This window comes from Nonomuraea sp. NPDC050733 (assembly GCF_040654215.1).
GTDB lineage: Bacteria > Actinomycetota > Actinomycetes > Streptosporangiales > Streptosporangiaceae > Nonomuraea.
This window is the reverse complement of the sequence record NZ_JBFAHO010000040.1, coordinates 30,492-47,411: the sequence shown is the minus strand read 5'-3', so window position 1 is coordinate 47,411 and position 16,920 is coordinate 30,492. Positions and strand designations below refer to the sequence as shown.

Below are 16,920 nucleotides of genomic sequence, written 5' to 3'. Positions count from 1 at the left end.
ATGGGCGGTAACCGCTGTGCGGTCATCGGCGTCGGCCAGACCTACTACACGACCAAGCGCCGGGACGTGTCGATCGCCGGGCTGGTGCGTGAGGCGGCGCTACGCGCGCTGGAGGACGCCGGCCTGACGTTCAGGGACATCGACGCCGTCGTCATCGGCAAGGCGCCCGACCTGTTCGAGGGCGTGATGATGCCCGAGGCGTACCTCGCAGACGCGCTCGGCGCGGCCGGCAAGCCGATGATGCGCGTCCACACCGCGGGCAGCGTCGGCGGCTCCACCGCGCTGGTCGGCGCGAGCCTGGTGCAGGGCGGCGTCCACGACCGGGTGCTGGTGGTGGCCTTCGAGAAGCAGTCGGAGTCCAACGCCACCTGGGCCCTGTCGACGCACCTGCCGTTCAACGCGTCGCTGGTGGTCGGCGCGGGCGGCTACTTCGCCCCGCACATCAGGGAGTACATGCGCAGGACCGGCGCGCCGGAGCACATCGGCACGCTCGTCGCGGTCAAGGACCGGCTCAACGCGCTGAAGAACCCGTACGCCCACCTGAAGATCCCCGGCATCGACCGGGCCATGGTCGAGTCGACGCCCATGCTCTGGGAGCCGATCCGCTATCTGGAGACGTGCCCGTCCAGCGACGGCGCCTGCGCGATGGTGCTGGCCTCGGAGTCCGCCGTCACCGGCACGCCCGCCTGGGTCCACGGCACCGCGATGCGCTCCGAGCCGATCTTCCGGGCCGGCCGCGACACCGTGAACCCGCAGGGCGGCAAGGACTGCGCCGCCGACGTCTACCGGCAGGCCGGCGTCAGCGACCCGCGCCGGCAGATCGACGTGGCCGAGGTGTACGTGCCGTTCTCCTGGTACGAGCCGATGTGGCTGGAGAACCTCGGCTTCGCCGCCGAGGGCGAGGGCTGGAAGCTCACCGAGTCCGGCGCCACCGCCCTCGACGGCGACATCCCGTGGAACGCCTCCGGCGGCGTGCTGTCCAGCAACCCGATCGGCGCGTCCGGGCTGATCAGGTTCGCCGAGGCCGCGCTCCAGGTGCGCGGCATGGCCGGCGAGCACCAGGTGGACGGCGCCCGGCTGGCGCTCGGCCACGCCTACGGCGGCGGGGCCCAGTTCTTCGCGATGTGGATCGTCGGACGGGAGCGGCCCTGATGGAGTTCAACCACGCCGACCTGTTCGAGGGCGTCGCCGACGTCGTCGGGGACCGGGTGGCCGTCGTCTGCGGGGACGACCGCCGCACCTACGCCGAGCTGGACGCCGAGGCCAACAGGCTGGCGCACTTCCTGTTGGAGCGCGGCATCGAGCCCGGCCAGCACGTGGGGCTGCACCTGTACAACAGCGTGGAGTACGTCGCCGGGCTGCTGGCGGCGCTGAAGATCCGGGCCGTGCCGGTCAACGTCAACTACCGGTACGTCGAGTCGGAGCTGCTCTACCTCTACCGCGACTCCGACATCCGGGCCCTGCTCTACGACGTGGAGTTCGACGCCCGGGTCGGTGCCGTGGTGAAGGAGGCGCCCAAGCTGCGCCACCTCGTCGTCGTGGGCGGCCGGTCGGCCGTCCCGGACGCCGTGCCGTACTGGATGGCGCTGGAGAGCGGCAAGGCGGGGCGCGGGTTCGCGCCGCGCTCCGGGCACGACGTCTACATCATCTACACCGGCGGCACGACCGGCATGCCCAAGGGCACCATGTGGCGGGTCGAGGACATGTTCATGGCCTTCGGCGGCGGCAACCCGTCCGGCGAGCCGCGCGCCACGCCGCAGGAGGTCGTGGAGGCCGCCGCCGCGGCGGGGCCGCTGGTCATGATGGCCACGCCGCCGCTCATGCACGGGGCCGCGCAGATGACCACGTTCATCGGCTTCTGGATGGGCGCGACGCTGGTGTACGTGCGCAGGTTCGACCCCGCGGCCGTGTGGCGGGCGGTCGAGCGCGAGAGGGTGTTCACGATGAACATCACCGGCGACGCGATGGCCCGCCCGCTCGCCGAGGAGCTGGCCCGCGGCGGCTACGACCTGTCGTCGCTCGGCCTGATCAGCTCCACCTCGGCCATCCTCAGCGGCTCGGTCCGCGACCGGCTCCAGGAGCTGCTGCCCAACGTGATGATCCTCGACAACTTCGGCTCGACCGAGTCCGGCTTCACCGCCTCCGGCGTGCCCGGCTCGACCCCGGAGAAGGGGCTGCGCTTCCGGCCGAACGCCTCCGCCGGCGTCGCGGTGCTCGACGAGCGGCTGCGGCCGGTGGAGCCCGGCTCGGGGCAGCTCGGCACCGTGGCCAAGGCGGGGCGGATCGCGTTCGGCTACTACAACGACCCGGACAAGACGGCCCGCACGTTCGTCACGGACGACGCCGGGACGCGGTGGCTGCTGACCGGCGACCTCGCCACGGTGGACCCCGACGGCACGGTCAACGTGCTCGGCCGGGGCTCGCAGTGCGTCAACACCGGCGGGGAGAAGGTGTTCCCCGAGGAGGTGGAGGCCGTGCTCAAGGGACATCCGGCGGTCTTCGACGCGGTGGTCACCGGGGTGCCGGACGAGCGGTGGGGGAGCAGGGTGGCGGCCGTGGTCGAGCCGCGCCCCGGCGTCACGGTCACCGCCGCCGAGCTGGACGCGCACTGCCGGGAGCGGCTGTCGGGCTTCAAGGTGCCGCGGACGTACGCGTTCGTGGCGGAGATGGTGCGCTCACCGGCGGGCAAGGCCGACTACCGGTGGGCGCGGGAGACCGCCGAGGCGGCCGCCTCGGCGTGACTGCTCCTGGCCTTCCCCCGGTCAGGCCTTCTCCCCGGTGAGGACGGCGGCCAGGCCGAGGTAGACGACGCCGGTGCCGATGTCGAGGCGCCGGCGGGCGCGTGCGGACCGCTTCATCCGGCCCGCCAGCCCCGACGACAGCAGCGCGTACGCGCCGTCGCTGAGCAGACCGAGCGTGATCCACAGCGCGCCCAGCACGAGGATCTGCGGCCCGACCGGCCCCGCGTCGCGGTCGATGAACTGGGGCAGGAACGCCAGGAAGAAGATCGCGGTCTTGGGGTTCAGCACGTTGACCACGAACCCCTCCCAGAACATGCGCCGCCGGCTGTGCGGCTCGGCCGCGACGCCTGCCCCGGGCTCCTCGTCCTTGGCCCGGTGCAGCAGCTTGCGCAGGCCGAGCCAGACCAGGTAGGCGACGCCCGCGTACTTGACCACGGTGAACGCCGTGGCGGAGGCCGCCAGCAGCGCGCTGACGCCGAGCGCGGCGGCGGCCACATGGACCAGCGAGCCCGCGTGCACGCCGAGAACCGACACCAGGCCGGCCGTGCGGCCCTGGGACACGCTGCGCGTGACGATGAACAGGACCGCGGGACCCGGCACCAGGAGCAGGGCCAGGGTGGCGGTGCAGAACACGGCCAGCGTCGCAACATCGGGCATATGGCCATCGTAGGAAGACGGTCAACGGCTTTTCGGGCGCCGCTCAGAGGCTGGCGCGGAGGGCTCCCAGCAGGGCCTCGGTGGCGGGCGGGTGGGGCGGCTCGCCGTACACGGCGGCGTAGACGTGCCTGGTCGAGCCGGGGATCTCGGCCACGGAGACGTCCGGGTGGCGGTGCGCGCGCAGGGCCAGCCCCGGCAGCACGGTCACGCCCATGCCCGCCGCGACGAGCGCCTGGACGGCCACGATGTCGTCGCTGGTGAACGACAGCCGCGGCTCGAACCCCGACGTGGCGCAGATGTCGAGCAGATGGCTGCGGCACCGGTCGCAGCCGGCGATCCAGTCGGCGTCCGCGTACGCGGCCAGGTCGCCGGGCTCACCGGTGGCGACCAGCAGGCTGGGGTCGTCGAGCAGGTGGATCATGGTGACCTCGGCCTCCTCGGGCGCGGTGTCGTCGTAGCGGAAGACCACCGCCACGTCGACGCGCCCGGCGCGCAGCATCCTGAGCGCCTCGGGCGGCTCGGTCTCGGTCAGGCGCAGCTCCAGCCCCGGATGGTCGCGGGACAGGCGCGTCGCGGCCTCGGGGACGAACGTGCCGAGCGCCGACGGGAACGCCGCCAGCCGTACCCGGCCGGAGCGGAGGCCGACGTGCGCCGCGAGCTCGTCGGCCGTGGCGTCGATCCGGGCGAGGATGTCGGCCGCCCGTGCGGCGAGCAGCCGGCCCGCCTCGGTCAGCCGGATGCCCCGGCCCGCGCGCTGGATCAGCCGGGCGCCCGTCTCGGCCTCCAGTCGCGCGAGGTGGTGGCTGACCGAGGGTTGCGAGTAGTGCAGCTCCCGGGCCGCCGCCGTCAAGGAGCCCTTGCGGGCCACCGCGTCGAGCACGCGCAGCCGTACGACGTCCAACATCCATCAATCATATCTATGGGTCACACAGAAGACTTCTGTTGGACCTATCGGTCTGTCTGTAGCACCGTGGAAGGGGAAGGCGGATTATATGCATTCCCTAGGGGGATACCATGAAAATGACGGCCATCACCGAACGGCCCGGCCTGAGCGACCTGGTCACCGGCATCGGGCGGATCACCGCGCGCGGGCTCCTCCTGCGTGGCACGGCCCACGAAGTCGCGGCACTGCTGCGCGCCGGCCTGCCCGGCCCCGACATCCTCACGCCCGAGGAGCGCGCCGGCGTGCCCGGCGGCTACGTCTCCCATGTCCTGCACGCCCAGGAGGACTTCTCCATCACCGCCGTGGTCTGGCAGCCCGACGCCGAGACCGTCGTCCACGACCACGTCTCCTGGTGCGCGTTCGGTGTGATCAGCGGCATCGAGCACGAGACGCTGTACCGCGACATGGGCGACCACCTGGTCGAGATCGGCCGCGCCGACAACCTTCCCGGCGACGCCAGCGGCTTCGCGCCGCCCGGCGACATCCACCGCGTGCGCAACACCAGCGGCGAGGTGGGGGTGTCGCTGCACGTGTACGGCGCCGACATCGGCAAGCTGGGCAGCAGCATTCGGCGCACGTACGACCTCCCGATCCGCTAGCCGGCCTTGCGCCGGGGCGAGGCCAGGTAGCCCACCAGCCGGTCCGCCAGCTCAGCCGGGCGGGCCAGCATGGGGCAGTGCCCGCCGGGGAGCTCGTCGGGGGTGACGCCGAGCCGCGCCCGGACGACCTCCCGCATGAACGCGGGGGTGAAGAACCGGTCGTCGCGGCAGAGCAGGAACCGCGTCGGCACGTCGGGCCACCTGTCCAGCGGCCACGGCTCCGCGTCCGCCGTGCCCGAGTGCCGCCTGGAGCCGGCCATCATCTCCGCCGCCAGATCGGGCCGCACGTCCTGCAGGAAGAGGTCCACGCCCTCCCAGCCGCCCTGCCGCCAGCCGGTGTTGTGCCACCAGTCGGCCGGCCGCTCGCCCGGGGCCGGGATCATGGCCGTCACCAGCACCAACAGCTCGGCCCGTACCCGGTCGCAGACCAGGGGCGCGACGAACCCGCCCCAGGAGTGGCCGACCACCACCAGATCGGAGCGGCCGCCGACCGCTTTCACGACCGTGTCGGCGTAGTCGCGAAGCCCCGCGGACTCGTCCTCGACCGGCAGGTCCACCGCCACCGCCTCGTGCCCCCTGCGGCGCAGCTCCGGCACGACCAGCCGCCAGTCGCGGGCGCTGCCGCCACCACCGTGGATCAGCGCGAACGTCGCCATGTCACCCTCCTCCTGAACGCTTCTCCTCTTGGACCGGCCGCGGCCCGGAAACTCATCGCGGCGCCCCCGATCCAAGCCGCGGTATCGGTAACCGGGTGATCGAAGAACCGTAAAAGAAGTTTCTTACTATGATCTCCGGATGCTTTCCGCCGCCCCCACCGCCGCCGGCTCAGCTTCGCCGCACACCCGGCGGCTGGCCTGGTTGGACGCGCTGCGCGGGCTGGCCGCGATCGTGGTGGTCCTCGAGCATGCGCTCGAACCGCTGTGGCCGGAGGCGCGGATGCCGATCAAGGCCGTCTTCGATCCCGGCTGGTACGGCGTGCTGGTGTTCTTCCTGGTCAGTGGCTACATCGTGCCGGCGTCGCTGGAGCGCCGCGGGAGCGTGCGGGCTTTCTGGATCTCGCGGTTCTTCCGGCTGTGGCCGCTGTTCACCGTGTGCGTGGCCGGCATGATGCTGCTGGCGGCGGTCGGCTGGGACAGCTTGCACACCTGGTGGGGCAGCCGGCCGGTGGCGCTGGCCCTGGCGCACGCCGGCATGCTGCAGAACCTGATGTACGTGCCGAACGTGGTCAACGTGCTGTGGACGCTGTCCTACGAGATGGCCTTCTACCTGCTGCTGACGGCGATGTTCAGCCTGGGCGTACACCGGCGCAGCACCGCGGCCGCGCTCGCGTTCGCGGCGGCCGCGGTGCTGGGTGCGGGGCTGCTGCCGGTGGCGCTCCTGTCGGCCGGCGGGGCCGGCCGGATGCTCACGGTCGTGGTCGTGGTGACCGCCGTGCTGACCGCCGGCCTGGCCGCGACGCTGTACGGCGGCAGGCGGGTGCGGCAGGTGGGCGCGGTGGTCATCGCCGGCACGATCCTCCTGCTGCTGGCGGTCAACCAGAGCTACCCCGGGCCGTGGCAGGGCCTGTTCATCCTGGCGACCATGTTCGCCGGCACCGCGCTGTATCGCGTCGAGACACGCCGGCTCGGCCACCGGCACATCGCCTGGGTGGCGCTGATACCGGCGGCGGGGCTGTGGCTGGCGCGCGCCGAGCTCGGGACGCAGGTGGCGATCGCGGCGGCCTGGCTCACCTTCGCCGCCGGGACGGCACTGCGCCACCGCACGATGCCGTCATGGCTGACCTGGCTGGGCCTGGTGTCCTACTCGATCTACCTGCTGCACCCGCTGCTGCTGGAGAGCGTGGAGTTCTTTCTGCCGGACCCGCCGGCCGTGCCGCTCGCGGCGCGCCTGACGCTGCTGGTGGCGGTGTACGCGGCGCTGCTCGGCCTGTGTGCGCTGACCTGGCGATGGGTGGAGCTGCCGGCGCAGCGGCTGGGCAGGCGCCTGATCCACCAGGCCGAATCCCGCCGGGCCGAGCCTCACCGCCGGTGACCGCCACCGCCCCGCGGCCACCGCCACGCGCTGGGAGGAGGCGTGCGCGGCCCTCGCGAGGGCGGAGACGTTCTGGCTGACCACGGTCCGTCCCGGAGGCGGGCCCCACGCCCACGCTGCTGATCGCCCGTCGTCACTCCCCGGTGGCGCCGTCGATCCGCTCGCGCAGCAGGTCGGCGTGGCCGTTGTGGCGGGCGTACTCCTCGATCATGTGCACGAGGATCCAGCGATGGGAGTAGCCCTCGCCGTGGCGAAGCCGCTTGCCCAGGGCGTCGAGGGGCAGCCCGGCCGACACCTCGCGCGCGTGCTCGACCTCGGCCCGCCAGACGGCGAACGCCTCCTCGGCGGACGCGTCCTCCACGTTCTCGAAGTCGGCTTCCCGGTTGGACTCCTTGCCCCACAGGAGCGGCACGTCCTCGTCGCAGAGCACGTGCCGGAACCACGCCCGCTCCACGTGCGCCAGGTGCCGTACCAGCCCGAGCAGCGACATGCCGGACGGCTCGACGGCCGGCAGCCGCAACTGCTCACTGGTCAGGCCGTCGCACTTGAGCGCCAGGGTGTCACGCTGCCAGTCGAGGAATCCGCTCAACGTGGCCCGCTCATCGGCGGCCAGCGGCGGGTCAACACGGTTGTCTGCCATGCGCCGCAACGTACCCCGCCCCGTCCACACCGCGCATCCCGGTATCCGCTGCGACAAGCCTGCCAATGATCTCTTGCTCGACGAAACTCACTGACATGACCGCGGCAGCCGAAGAGTACGACGACCTCCACCGCCTGGTCGACCGCCTGACGCCGACCCAGGCGCGAGCTCTGCGCGCCGTCGCCCTGGAACTCGTCGACAGCGGACCGGATGCTCCGGCCGGGTCCCATGGTCGTTCAGGGCTCCAGCAGGTGGAGGATCTCGGCGTGGCCCGTGCCGAGCCGGCGTTCGGAGCGGAGGGCGCCCGCCTCGTCGCGTACCTCGGCCACGATCCGTACGTCGCCGTCCTCCGACCGCTCGTGGTGGACCGTGACGCGGCGTCCCGGTCCCGCCGCGACCTGCGCCAGGAGCTCCGCCTCGATGTCGCGCCCGGCGTACGGGCGGGCGTGGTCGGCCGGACTCCGGCCCTGGCCGTCGCGGTGAGCGGGGCTCGCCCCGTTGTCGAGCAGCGCCCTGACCACGGCCGTCGAGCCGTGTCCGGCGGCGTGGGACAGCGCGGTGCGGCCGGCCGAGTCGCCCAGATCAGGCGTGGCGCCCCCGGCGAGCAGGGCGCGCACGACAGCGAGGCGCTCGTTCGCGGCGGCCCAGTGCAGCGCCGTCATCCCGGTCCGCTCGACGTCCTCCCGCCGGTCGGGGTCGGCCCCGGCGTCGAGCAGGGCCTCGACGACGTCGAGATGCCCCCAGGCCGCGGCGGCGCACAACGGCAGCCCTTCGTCGTCGCCCCCGCCCTCACGGGCGGGGTCGGCGCCGGCTTCCAGCAGCACGCGTACGATCTCCGCGTGGCCCTGAACGGCGGCCCGGTAGAGCGCGGTGCCGCCGTTCTCGTCCGGCTCGTCCGGAAGAGCGCCGCCCCGGAGCAGCCGGCGCACCGTGTCGAGCTCGCCCAGCGCCGCCGCCGTCACCAGACCTTCCTCGTCGCTCATGCGCGCCAGTCTCGTACGAGGCCGTCCATGTGATCCACTCGTTTTACGCCGCTTCGGGGCCGGCCGGTCGGACGATCACGGGGCTGCGGCGATCCCCGTCTCCTACGGCGTCCCGGCGTCGCCGCCGGTGGTCGCAGGTGTGCGTGCTCGGCGTTGGCCGATCAGCACGGAGTCGAGCAGACCGGGGAACAGCGCGTCGAGGTCGTCCCGGCGCAGCCGTACCAGCCGGGATCGGCCCTGCACGGTCGTCCACGTCACCCCGGCCTCGCGCAGCACCCGGTAGTGATGCGACAGCGTCGTCTGATGCACGTCGATCTCGCCGCCGATCGCGTTGCAGTTCTCCTCACCGGTCCGGTCGAGGCGCTGGACGATCTCCAGCCGCACCGGATCGGCCAGCGCGCGCAGCACTTCGACCAGCCGGATGGCGTCGGTCGCCGGCTGTGACACCTCACGCATGGCCACTCCCCGCGTTCCGCATGCCCGCACACTACCGACATATTGATACATGGACAAGCATCCATATATCGCTTAGGCTCCCGCCCATCTCCCTCCGCGGCTCTTCGGGAAAGGCGGCACCACGTGGTGTTGAAACGACTTCTTCCGCTGGCTCTGGCGACCTTCGCCGTCGGCACCGACGGCTACGTCATCGCGGGCCTGCTCCCCGCCATCGCCACCGACCTGCGCGTCTCCATCCCCACCGCCGGGCAGCTGGTGACGGTGTTCGCGCTGGTGGTCGCTCTGTCGGCGCCCACCATGGGCGCGCTCACCAGCGGACTCGACAGGCGCTCCGCCCTGCTCGTCGCATTGAGCGTCTTCGTGCTCGGCAACGCCATCACCGCCCTGGGCACCGGCTACGAGATGGTGATGATCGCCCGCATCGTCACCGCGATCGGGGCCGGGACCATCACCTCCGCCGCCTCCAGCACCGCCGCGGCCATCGCACCCCCGGATCGCCGAGGCAGGGCGCTGGCCTTCGTGCTGGGCGGTATGACGCTGGCGACGGCGTTGGGCCTTCCCCTCGGCACCCTGATCGGCCGAACGGACTGGCACGTCACCCTGTGGGCCGTCGCCGGAATCGGTCTCGTGGCGGCCCTGGGGATCGCCGTCGGCCTGCCCAAGGTGACCCTCCCCGCCGCGTCCCTGAGAGACCGGCTGCGCCCGCTCAGGCAGGGCCAGGTCGTGGGGCTGCTGGCCGTGACCGCCCTGGTCTTCCTCGGCGTCTACATCCTCTACACCTACATCGCCCCGGCCCTGCGCGATGCGACCGGCGGCTCGGAATCCGTGCTCACCGTCATCCTGCTGGCCTGGGGGATCGGCACCCTGGCCGGAAACATCGCCGCGGGACGGCTGGTCGACCGGCACAGCCCCGCGCACGTGGTGACCGGGGCCCTCGTCATCGCCGCCGTCGCCCTGGCTCTCACTCCGGTGGTGACGGCCGCGCCCGCGCCCACCCTGGTATGGGCGGTGATCTGGGGCGCGACCGTTGGCCTCGTCGTCGTACCGCAGCAGCACCGGCTCATCGCCCTCAGCCCGGCCGCCGCCCCCGTTCTGCTCGGCCTCAACTCCTCGGCCATCCAGATCGGGGTCGCCCTCGGCGGCGGCCTCGGCGGGCTGGCGCAGGAGTGGTTCGCGGTCGCGCCCGCCACGCTGGGGCCGGCGGCCGCCGGTGTCACGGCCCTGACCCTGCTCTTCCACCTGGCCACCGCACGCCGCCGTGCGGTCGCGGTGCCTCCGCCGACCGCGTCCACCCCGGAGCAGGCCAGGTCCTGACACCTGCTCGGGCCCGTCCCGGCTTTCCGAGGCGTCCCACCCGAGGAGCCAGAGGCCGGATCTGGTGCGAAATGCCTGATCACATAGGGTGTGTGGGTGTTATCGTCGATCGCATGGCTGAACTGATCGCCCCTACGGAACGGCTGCATTCCTCGTGGCTCGCGGCGCGTGACGAATGGGAGCCAGGTGCTCACCAGGACGGGGCCGGCCTGCGTCTGGTCGCTGACGAAGACCTCAACAGCCCGGACGGGTTCGCAGCATGGGTGGAGCGACTGCGCCGGCAGTCGGACAGGTCGCTGCCGGTAGGGGAAGGGCGCGTGCACGCCACTCACTGGTGGATAGTCGACGGCGGGACCTACCTGGGCGCCATCGACCTTCGGCACTATCTGAACGCCTTCCTCCTGGAAGGCGGCGGAAACATCGGCTACAGCATCCGGCCTTCTGCCAGGAGACGCGGACTCGCCACGTGGGCGCTGGGAGCGGTCCTGCTCAAGGCTCCGGGGCTCGGTCTGGACCGGGTCCTGCTCACCTGTGACGATGACAATGTCGGCTCGGCGCGCACCATCGAGAGCAACGGTGGCGTCCTGGAGGATGTGCGCAGCACCGGAATCGGGGTCAAGCGCCGCTACTGGATCGCTCTGGACGAGGCTGGTCACAGCTGATCGTCGACGGCGCCGACCTCGGCGCAACCGGCGAACGCACCGCGCCGCAGCCTGCCGGTTTCTGCGCACCTACAACCACCACCGTGCCACACCGCACTCGGAAGTGGACCAGTCGCGGGGTGCGCGAGGGGACGGGAGCCCCCTCGCCCGGGGTCAGGGGCGGCCGAGCGGGGGCGAGGTCCGCGCCCTTGTGGGCCGTGTGGGGGGCGCTGAGCCCCCCCCACACGGCGCTGCCTGAAGTGCCACGGTCGCGAAGACCGCAGGCCGAGAGAACTCCGGCGTCAGACGCCCAGGGCCGACGGGGAGCCGAGCTCCTCCAGGAACAGGGCCTCGGCCGTGGCGACGCGGCGCAGCTCCTCCAGGTCCACCCGCTCGTTCGGGGCGTGCACCGCCGCCTCCTCGTCCTCCGCCCCGAAGAGCAGGATCTCCGCCGCCGGGAACTGCTTGAGCAGCGTGTTGACCAGCGGGATGGAGCCGCCGGCGCCGACGTCGCGGGGCGGGCGGCCGAAGGCGCGCTCCATGGCCCGGTTGAGGGCGGCGCGGGCCTTGCCGCCGGAGTCGGCCTGGAAGCCGGACCCCACGGTGAAGTCGCCGAAGGACACCTGCGCGCCCCACGGCGCCACCTGGCGCAGGAAGTCGACGACGGCGTTGACCGTGGTCTTCGGGTCGCCGGCCGGGGGGATGCGGACGGTGACGCGGGCCCGGGCCATCGGCTGGACCGCGTTGATGGCCCCGGAGACCGTGGGCACGTCGAGGCCGGTCACGGTGATGGCGTACGACGCCCAGAGCCGGTCGGCGAGCGAGCCGGAGCCGACGAGCGAGACGCCGTCGAGCACCCCGGCCGTCCGGCGGAACTCCTCCTCCGACGGCCCCTGCCCGAGGAAGGTGCCACGCGGCAGGCCGGGCACGCGGATGTCGCCGTTGTCGTCGTGCAGCGAGGTGACCATGCGCATGAGCGCGGCCAGCGCATCGGGAGAGGCGCCGCCGAACTGGCCGCTGTGCACGGGCTCGCGCAGCGTGCGGACCTCCATGGTGAACGCCGCCATGCCGCGCAGCGACGTGGTGACGGCGGGGTCGCCGACGCGCGGATTACCGCAGTCGGCGACGACGATGGCGTCGGCCCGGAGCAGGTCGGGGTTGCGGTCGACGAAGGCTTCGAGGCGCTCGCCGGCGTACTCCTCCTGGCCCTCGATGATGACCTTCACGCCGACGGGGAAGCGGCCCTGGAAGGAGCGCAGGGCGAGCACGTGCGAGATGACGCCGGACTTGTCGTCGGCGGTGCCCCGGCCGTACAGCTGCCCGTCGATGAGCGTGGGCTCGAACGGCGGGGTGCGCCAGGCGGCGGGGTCACCGGCGGGCTGCACGTCGTAGTGGGCGTACAGCAGGACGGTGGGCGCGCCGGGAGGGGCGGGCGCCTCGCCGTACACGGCGGGGAAGCTGCCCTCGACGGGTATCTGCTGGACGCGCGGCAGCCCGGCCGAGCGCAGCAGCTCCTCGGTGTAGGCCGCGGCCGCGTACACGGGCTCCTCGGGATGCCCGGGGAAGGCGACGGACGGGATGGCGGCGAGCCGTCGGAGCTCCTCGACGGCCTGCGGCATCGCCGCGGCGACGGCGTTCTCGATCTGGTCAGGAGTCACGGGACGATCCCCCGGGGTCGTTTCGGTAGTCAACGTCTCATTGGATCACAGACGTCCCGCACCGCGGGAACGGGCATGACCCGCGCGCCAATCTACCTGCGGATTTCGTAGCGGTTACATAGCGCTTTTGCGGATCTCGGTTTTCTTGCAGAGTGTCGCGACGCTTTCGCTTGGCAAACCCCAAGTGAACATGCAGACTGTGGGGAGGTCAGAGGCAAGGGAAGATAACCATGACGCAGCCGGACAACGACATCAACCAGGCCGCGCAAGACCACCTGTGGTTGCACTTCACCAGGCATAGCGCCTATCAGCAGGCCGAGATCCCGACGATCGTCCGGGGCGAGGGCTCGTACATCTACGACATCCACGGCAAGCGCTACCTCGACGGGCTCGCGGGGCTCTTCGTCGTCCAGGCCGGTCACGGCCGCAGCGAGCTGGCCGAGGCCGCCGCCAAGCAGGCCCAGGAGCTGGCCTTCTTCCCGCTGTGGTCCTACGCGCATCCGAAGGCGGTCGAGCTGGCCGAGCGGCTCGCGGCCCTGGCGCCGGGCGAGCTGAACCGCGTCTTCTTCACCACCGGCGGCGGCGAGGCCGTCGAGACGGCGTGGAAGCTCGCCAAGCAGTACTTCAAGCTCACCGGCAAGCCGCTCAAGCACAAGGTCATCAGCCGCCAGATCGCCTACCACGGCACCCCGCAGGGCGCCCTGTCGATCACCGGCATCCCGGCGTTCAAGCAGATGTTCGAGCCGCTGGTCCCCGGCTCCGTCCGCGTGCCCAACACCAACCACTACCGCGCCGACGAGATCAGCGGCGTCAAGGGCATGACGCCCGAGGAGTACGGCCTGTGGGCGGCCGAGCGCGTGGCCCGCGCCATCGAGATGGAGGGCCCCGACACGGTCGCCGCCGTCTTCGCCGAGCCGGTGCAGAACGCCGGCGGCTGCTTCCCGCCGCCTCCCGGCTACTGGCAGCGCCTGCGCGAGATCTGCGACGAGTACGACGTGCTGCTCGTCTCCGACGAGGTCATCTGCGCCTTCGGCCGCCTCGGCACGATGTTCGGCGGCGAGAAGTTCGACTACGTGCCCGACATCATCACCTGCGCCAAGGGCATGACCTCCGGCTACTCGCCGATCGGCGCCATGATCGCGCACGAGCGGCTGTTCGAGCCGTTCAAGGACGGCGACAACATGTTCGCCCACGGCTACACCTTCGGCGGCCACCCCGTCTCCGCGGCCGTCGCGCTGGCCAACCTCGACATCTTCGAGCGCGAGGACCTGCTCGGCCACGTCACCAGGAACGAGCCGCTGTTCCAGGCCACGCTCGACGGCCTCAAGGACCTGCCGATCGTCGGCGACGTGCGCGGCTCCGGCTACTTCTGGGGCATCGAGCTGGTCAAGGACAAGACCACCAAGGAGACGTTCACGGCAGAGGAGTCCGAGCGGCTGCTGCGCGGCTTCCTGTCCAAGGCACTCTTCGACGCGGGCCTCTACTGCCGCGCCGACGACCGGGGCGACCCGGTCATCCAGCTCGCGCCCCCGCTCATCGCGGGGCCGCGGGAGTTCGACGAGATCGGCTCGATCCTCCGCTCGGTGCTCACCGAAGCGTGGTCTCGACTCTGACACCCCCCTCTCCGGCACGGCCACGCGCCGTGCCGGAGCACGTCCCGAAAGGATTGCGCGATGAAGATCGGCGTGCCTGCCGAGGTCAAGAACCATGAATACCGGGTGGCCGCCACGCCGGCGGGCGTGCACGAGCTGGTGCGCCACGGCCACGAGGTGACCGTGCAGCGCGGCGCGGGCCTCGGCTCGCACATCACGGACGAGGAGTACCTCGCGGCCGGCGCGAAGATGCTCGACAGCGCCGACGACGTCTGGGCCGAGGCCGACATGGTCCTCAAGGTCAAGGAGCCGATCGCCGAGGAGTACCACCGGCTGCGTGAGGGCCTGGTGCTGTTCACGTACCTGCACCTGGCGGCGTCGCGGCCGTGCACCGACGCGCTGCTGTCGGCGCGGACCACCGGCATCGCGTACGAGACCGTGCAGGTCGGCAACGCGCTGCCGCTGCTGGCGCCGATGTCGGAGGTGGCCGGTCGGCTCGCCCCGCAGGTCGGCGCGTACAACCTGATGCGCTTCAACGGCGGCCGCGGCGTCCTGCCGGGCGGCGTGCCCGGCGTGGCCCCGGCCAAGGTCGTCGTCATCGGCGGCGGCGTCTCCGGCCTGAACGCCGCGCAGATCGCCGTCGGCATGGGCGCCGACGTGACCGTGCTGGACACGAACGTCGACCGCCTGCGCCAGATCGACGCGATCTACCAGGGCCGGCTCAAGACGCTCGTCTCCACCTCGTACGCCATCGAGCAGGAGGTGCTGCAGGCCGACCTGGTCATCGGCGCGGTCCTCATCCCCGGCGCCAAGGCGCCGACGCTCGTCTCGAACGACCTGGTCTCGCGCATGAAGCCGGGCTCAGTGCTGGTCGACATCGCCATCGACCAGGGCGGCTGCTTCGAGGACTCCCGCCCGACCACGCACGCCGACCCGACGTACACGGTGCACGGCTCGGTGTTCTACTGCGTGGCCAACATGCCGGGCTCGGTGGCCAACACCTCCACGTACGCGCTGACGAACGCCACGCTGCCGTACGCGGTGAAGCTGGCCAACCTCGGCTGGCGCGACGCCCTGGCCCAGGACCCGGCCCTGGCGGCGGGCCTCAACACGCACGACGGGAAGCTCACCAACGCGCCGGTCGCCCAGGCGCTGCGGCTGCCGTACACGCCGGTGACCGAGGTCCTCGCCTCCTAGGGAGCCGCCGGAGGCGCCGCCGGGAAGTCAGCGGACGCCGAGGCGGCGCCGCAGGTCGCGGGCGGTGGCCAGCACGTGCTCGACCTCGCCCTGGCTCGGCCAGGGCGAGCTGCCGGGCCGCAGCAGCGTGCCGCGCACCGACGCGAAGTGCTCGACCGCGCTGGCGTGCAGGCCGCTGCGCTCGACCAGCCACCGCACGACGTCGGTGTGGTCGCGCAGCGGCCTGGTCACGAGGTCCCACGTGCCGAGCAGCTCCGACAGCTCCGGTACGGCCAGCGCCACGCCGCCCCGGCGGCCGGTCGCGGCGGCGGCCAGCTCGGCCCGCGCCGCCAGCTCCGGCTCGGTCACCCGGTCCCAGCCGGGCGGCGGCGGGTGGGACAGCCAGCGCTCCGCCTCGGCGAACTCCCCGGCGGCCGACAGCAGCCCGCCCAGCTCCACGGCCGCGTGGTGGTGCCCGGCCAGCGCCGCCACCCGGAACCAGTGCCGCCCGGCGGCCAGGTCGCCGTACTCGGCGATGAGCAGCAGCCCGAAGCCGAACGCCGAGCCGGCGTCGCCCGCGGCCGCCGCCCGGCCGAACCAGTGGCTGGCTCCCGCCGGGTCGCCGAGCTCCACGCACACGAACCCGGCCATGCGCTGGTCGCCCAGCCGCCCCGCGTTGGCGGCCCGCTCGTACCAGGCGCGGGCCGTGCGCAGGTCGCCGCGCGACAACGCGATGCCGCCGAGCTGCGAGGCCGCGCCCGGGTGGTCGCTGGTGGCGGCCAGCCGGTAGTACGCCTCGGCGCTCTCGGGATCGCGGCCGGCCTGGAGGAGCAGGCCGAGGTGGTAGGCGGAGTCGGCGTGGCCGCCCCGGGTGGCGTGCTCCCACCAGCGGGCCGTCTCGGCCTCGTCGCCGCAGGCGTAGGCGAGGAAGCCCAGGTCGTGCGCGGAGGCGTGGTCGCCCTCGCCGGCCGCCCTGCGGTGCCACTGCCGGGCGGCGGGCAGCTCGCCCGCGTCCTCGCAGATCAGCGCCAGCCGGCGGGCCGCGACCCGGGAGCCGGACCGGGCCGCCCGCTCGAACCAGCCGCGCGCGGCGCCCGGGTCGCCGCGCTGCTCCAGCAGCAGGGTGGCCAGGTTGACCGCGGCCTCGACGTCGCCCCGGCCCGCCGCCCGCTCGTACCAGGACACGGCCTCCTCCAGGCTGCCGTGCTTCTCGTGCCAGATGCCCAGGTTGTAGGCGCTGTCGACGTTGCCGCTCACCGCGGCCCGCTCCCACCAGTGCCGGGCCGCCGAGCGGTCGCCGCGCTGGGCGCAGAGCCGGCCCAGCCGGTGCGCGGCCTGCGGGTCGCCCGCCTGCGCGGCTTGGAGCAGCTCGGGCTCGTCGCCGACCCGGGGCGCCGGAACGGCCGGTGCCGCCACCTCACCTTGCCACCACGCCATGCGCACAGGGTGGCACGTGATCGAGCCGGTGCGGAGTGTAATCGCCGAGAGC

General features: G+C 72.5%; 16 protein-coding genes. 8 read left to right on the top strand and 8 right to left on the bottom strand.

Annotation, left to right across the window (positions count from 1 at the left end; translation table 11 throughout):
* Window positions 1–1,152 carry a thiolase domain-containing protein gene (locus tag AB0H64_RS37215; RefSeq protein WP_357634414.1) on the top strand — a complete coding sequence of 384 codons (1,152 nt, stop codon included), beginning with the start codon at window positions 1–3 and terminating at the stop codon, window positions 1,150–1,152.
* Window positions 1,152–2,741 (top strand): acyl-CoA synthetase, encoded by a 1,590-nt coding sequence (locus AB0H64_RS37210; protein ID WP_357634358.1) that lies wholly within the window; start codon window positions 1,152–1,154, stop codon window positions 2,739–2,741. The genes AB0H64_RS37215 and AB0H64_RS37210 overlap by 1 nt, the downstream gene beginning before the upstream one ends.
* 21 nt (window positions 2,742–2,762) lie before the next feature.
* Here AB0H64_RS37210 and AB0H64_RS37205 read toward each other — a convergent pair whose 3' ends face one another.
* A complete protein-coding gene (locus AB0H64_RS37205) occupies window positions 2,763–3,398 on the bottom strand; it encodes a LysE family translocator (RefSeq protein ID WP_357634355.1) in 636 nt (211 codons plus the stop codon).
* Window positions 3,399–3,441: 43 nt separating this feature from the next.
* On the bottom strand, window positions 3,442–4,302 hold the full coding sequence (locus tag AB0H64_RS37200; RefSeq protein WP_357634352.1) for a LysR family transcriptional regulator: 861 nt from the start codon (window positions 4,300–4,302) through the stop codon (window positions 3,442–3,444).
* 110 nt (window positions 4,303–4,412) lie between these two features.
* Here AB0H64_RS37200 and AB0H64_RS37195 point away from each other — a divergent pair, with 110 nt between their 5' ends.
* Window positions 4,413–4,940, top strand: a complete 528-nt coding sequence (locus AB0H64_RS37195; RefSeq protein WP_357634349.1) for a cysteine dioxygenase family protein — start codon at window positions 4,413–4,415, stop codon at window positions 4,938–4,940.
* Here the strand turns inward: AB0H64_RS37195 and AB0H64_RS37190 are convergent.
* Window positions 4,937–5,596: an alpha/beta hydrolase gene (locus AB0H64_RS37190; protein ID WP_357634346.1), complete on the bottom strand. Its 660-nt coding sequence runs from the start codon at window positions 5,594–5,596 to the stop codon at window positions 4,937–4,939. The genes AB0H64_RS37195 and AB0H64_RS37190 overlap by 4 nt on opposite strands.
* Window positions 5,597–5,735: 139 nt before the next feature.
* Here AB0H64_RS37190 and AB0H64_RS37185 point away from each other — a divergent pair, with 139 nt between their 5' ends.
* Window positions 5,736–6,971, top strand: coding sequence for an acyltransferase (locus tag AB0H64_RS37185; protein ID WP_357634343.1), 1,236 nt, complete (start codon window positions 5,736–5,738; stop codon window positions 6,969–6,971).
* 133 nt (window positions 6,972–7,104) lie between these two features.
* On the opposite strand, the gene AB0H64_RS37180 is transcribed toward AB0H64_RS37185, so the two are convergent.
* The 3 genes from AB0H64_RS37180 to AB0H64_RS37170 all read right to left on the bottom strand — a co-directional run bounded on the left by AB0H64_RS37180 (window position 7,105) and on the right by AB0H64_RS37170 (window position 9,050).
* Window positions 7,105–7,611 (bottom strand): DinB family protein, encoded by a 507-nt coding sequence (locus AB0H64_RS37180; RefSeq protein WP_357634340.1) that lies wholly within the window; start codon window positions 7,609–7,611, stop codon window positions 7,105–7,107.
* Between the two features lie 236 nt (window positions 7,612–7,847).
* Entirely contained in the window at window positions 7,848–8,594 is a 747-nt protein-coding gene (locus AB0H64_RS37175; protein WP_357634338.1) for an ankyrin repeat domain-containing protein, read from the bottom strand.
* 102 nt (window positions 8,595–8,696) lie between these two features.
* Window positions 8,697–9,050 (bottom strand): helix-turn-helix transcriptional regulator, encoded by a 354-nt coding sequence (locus AB0H64_RS37170; protein ID WP_357634336.1) that lies wholly within the window; start codon window positions 9,048–9,050, stop codon window positions 8,697–8,699.
* 129 nt (window positions 9,051–9,179) lie between these two features.
* Between AB0H64_RS37170 and AB0H64_RS37165 the strand changes: the two genes are divergently transcribed.
* Both AB0H64_RS37165 and AB0H64_RS37160 read left to right on the top strand, forming a co-directional pair.
* Window positions 9,180–10,364, top strand: coding sequence for an MFS transporter (locus AB0H64_RS37165; protein WP_357634334.1), 1,185 nt, complete (start codon window positions 9,180–9,182; stop codon window positions 10,362–10,364).
* A gap of 113 nt (window positions 10,365–10,477) precedes the next feature.
* Window positions 10,478–11,026, top strand: a complete 549-nt coding sequence (locus AB0H64_RS37160; protein WP_357634331.1) for a GNAT family N-acetyltransferase — start codon at window positions 10,478–10,480, stop codon at window positions 11,024–11,026.
* Window positions 11,027–11,307: 281 nt separating this feature from the next.
* Here AB0H64_RS37160 and AB0H64_RS37155 read toward each other — a convergent pair whose 3' ends face one another.
* Window positions 11,308–12,663 (bottom strand): dipeptidase, encoded by a 1,356-nt coding sequence (locus AB0H64_RS37155; protein ID WP_357634329.1) that lies wholly within the window; start codon window positions 12,661–12,663, stop codon window positions 11,308–11,310.
* Window positions 12,664–12,893: 230 nt separating this feature from the next.
* Here AB0H64_RS37155 and AB0H64_RS37150 point away from each other — a divergent pair, with 230 nt between their 5' ends.
* Window positions 12,894–14,276 (top strand): aspartate aminotransferase family protein, encoded by a 1,383-nt coding sequence (locus AB0H64_RS37150; RefSeq protein ID WP_357634326.1) that lies wholly within the window; start codon window positions 12,894–12,896, stop codon window positions 14,274–14,276.
* Between the two features lie 60 nt (window positions 14,277–14,336).
* The gene (gene ald, locus AB0H64_RS37145) at window positions 14,337–15,452 is read left to right on the top strand and encodes an alanine dehydrogenase (RefSeq protein ID WP_357634323.1); all 1,116 of its coding nucleotides are present in this window, start codon (window positions 14,337–14,339) and stop codon (window positions 15,450–15,452) included.
* Window positions 15,453–15,479: 27 nt separating this feature from the next.
* Here the strand turns inward: ald and AB0H64_RS37140 are convergent, their stop codons facing one another.
* Window positions 15,480–16,868 (bottom strand): tetratricopeptide repeat protein, encoded by a 1,389-nt coding sequence (locus AB0H64_RS37140; protein WP_357634320.1) that lies wholly within the window; start codon window positions 16,866–16,868, stop codon window positions 15,480–15,482.
* Window positions 16,869–16,920: the final 52 nt, after the last annotated feature.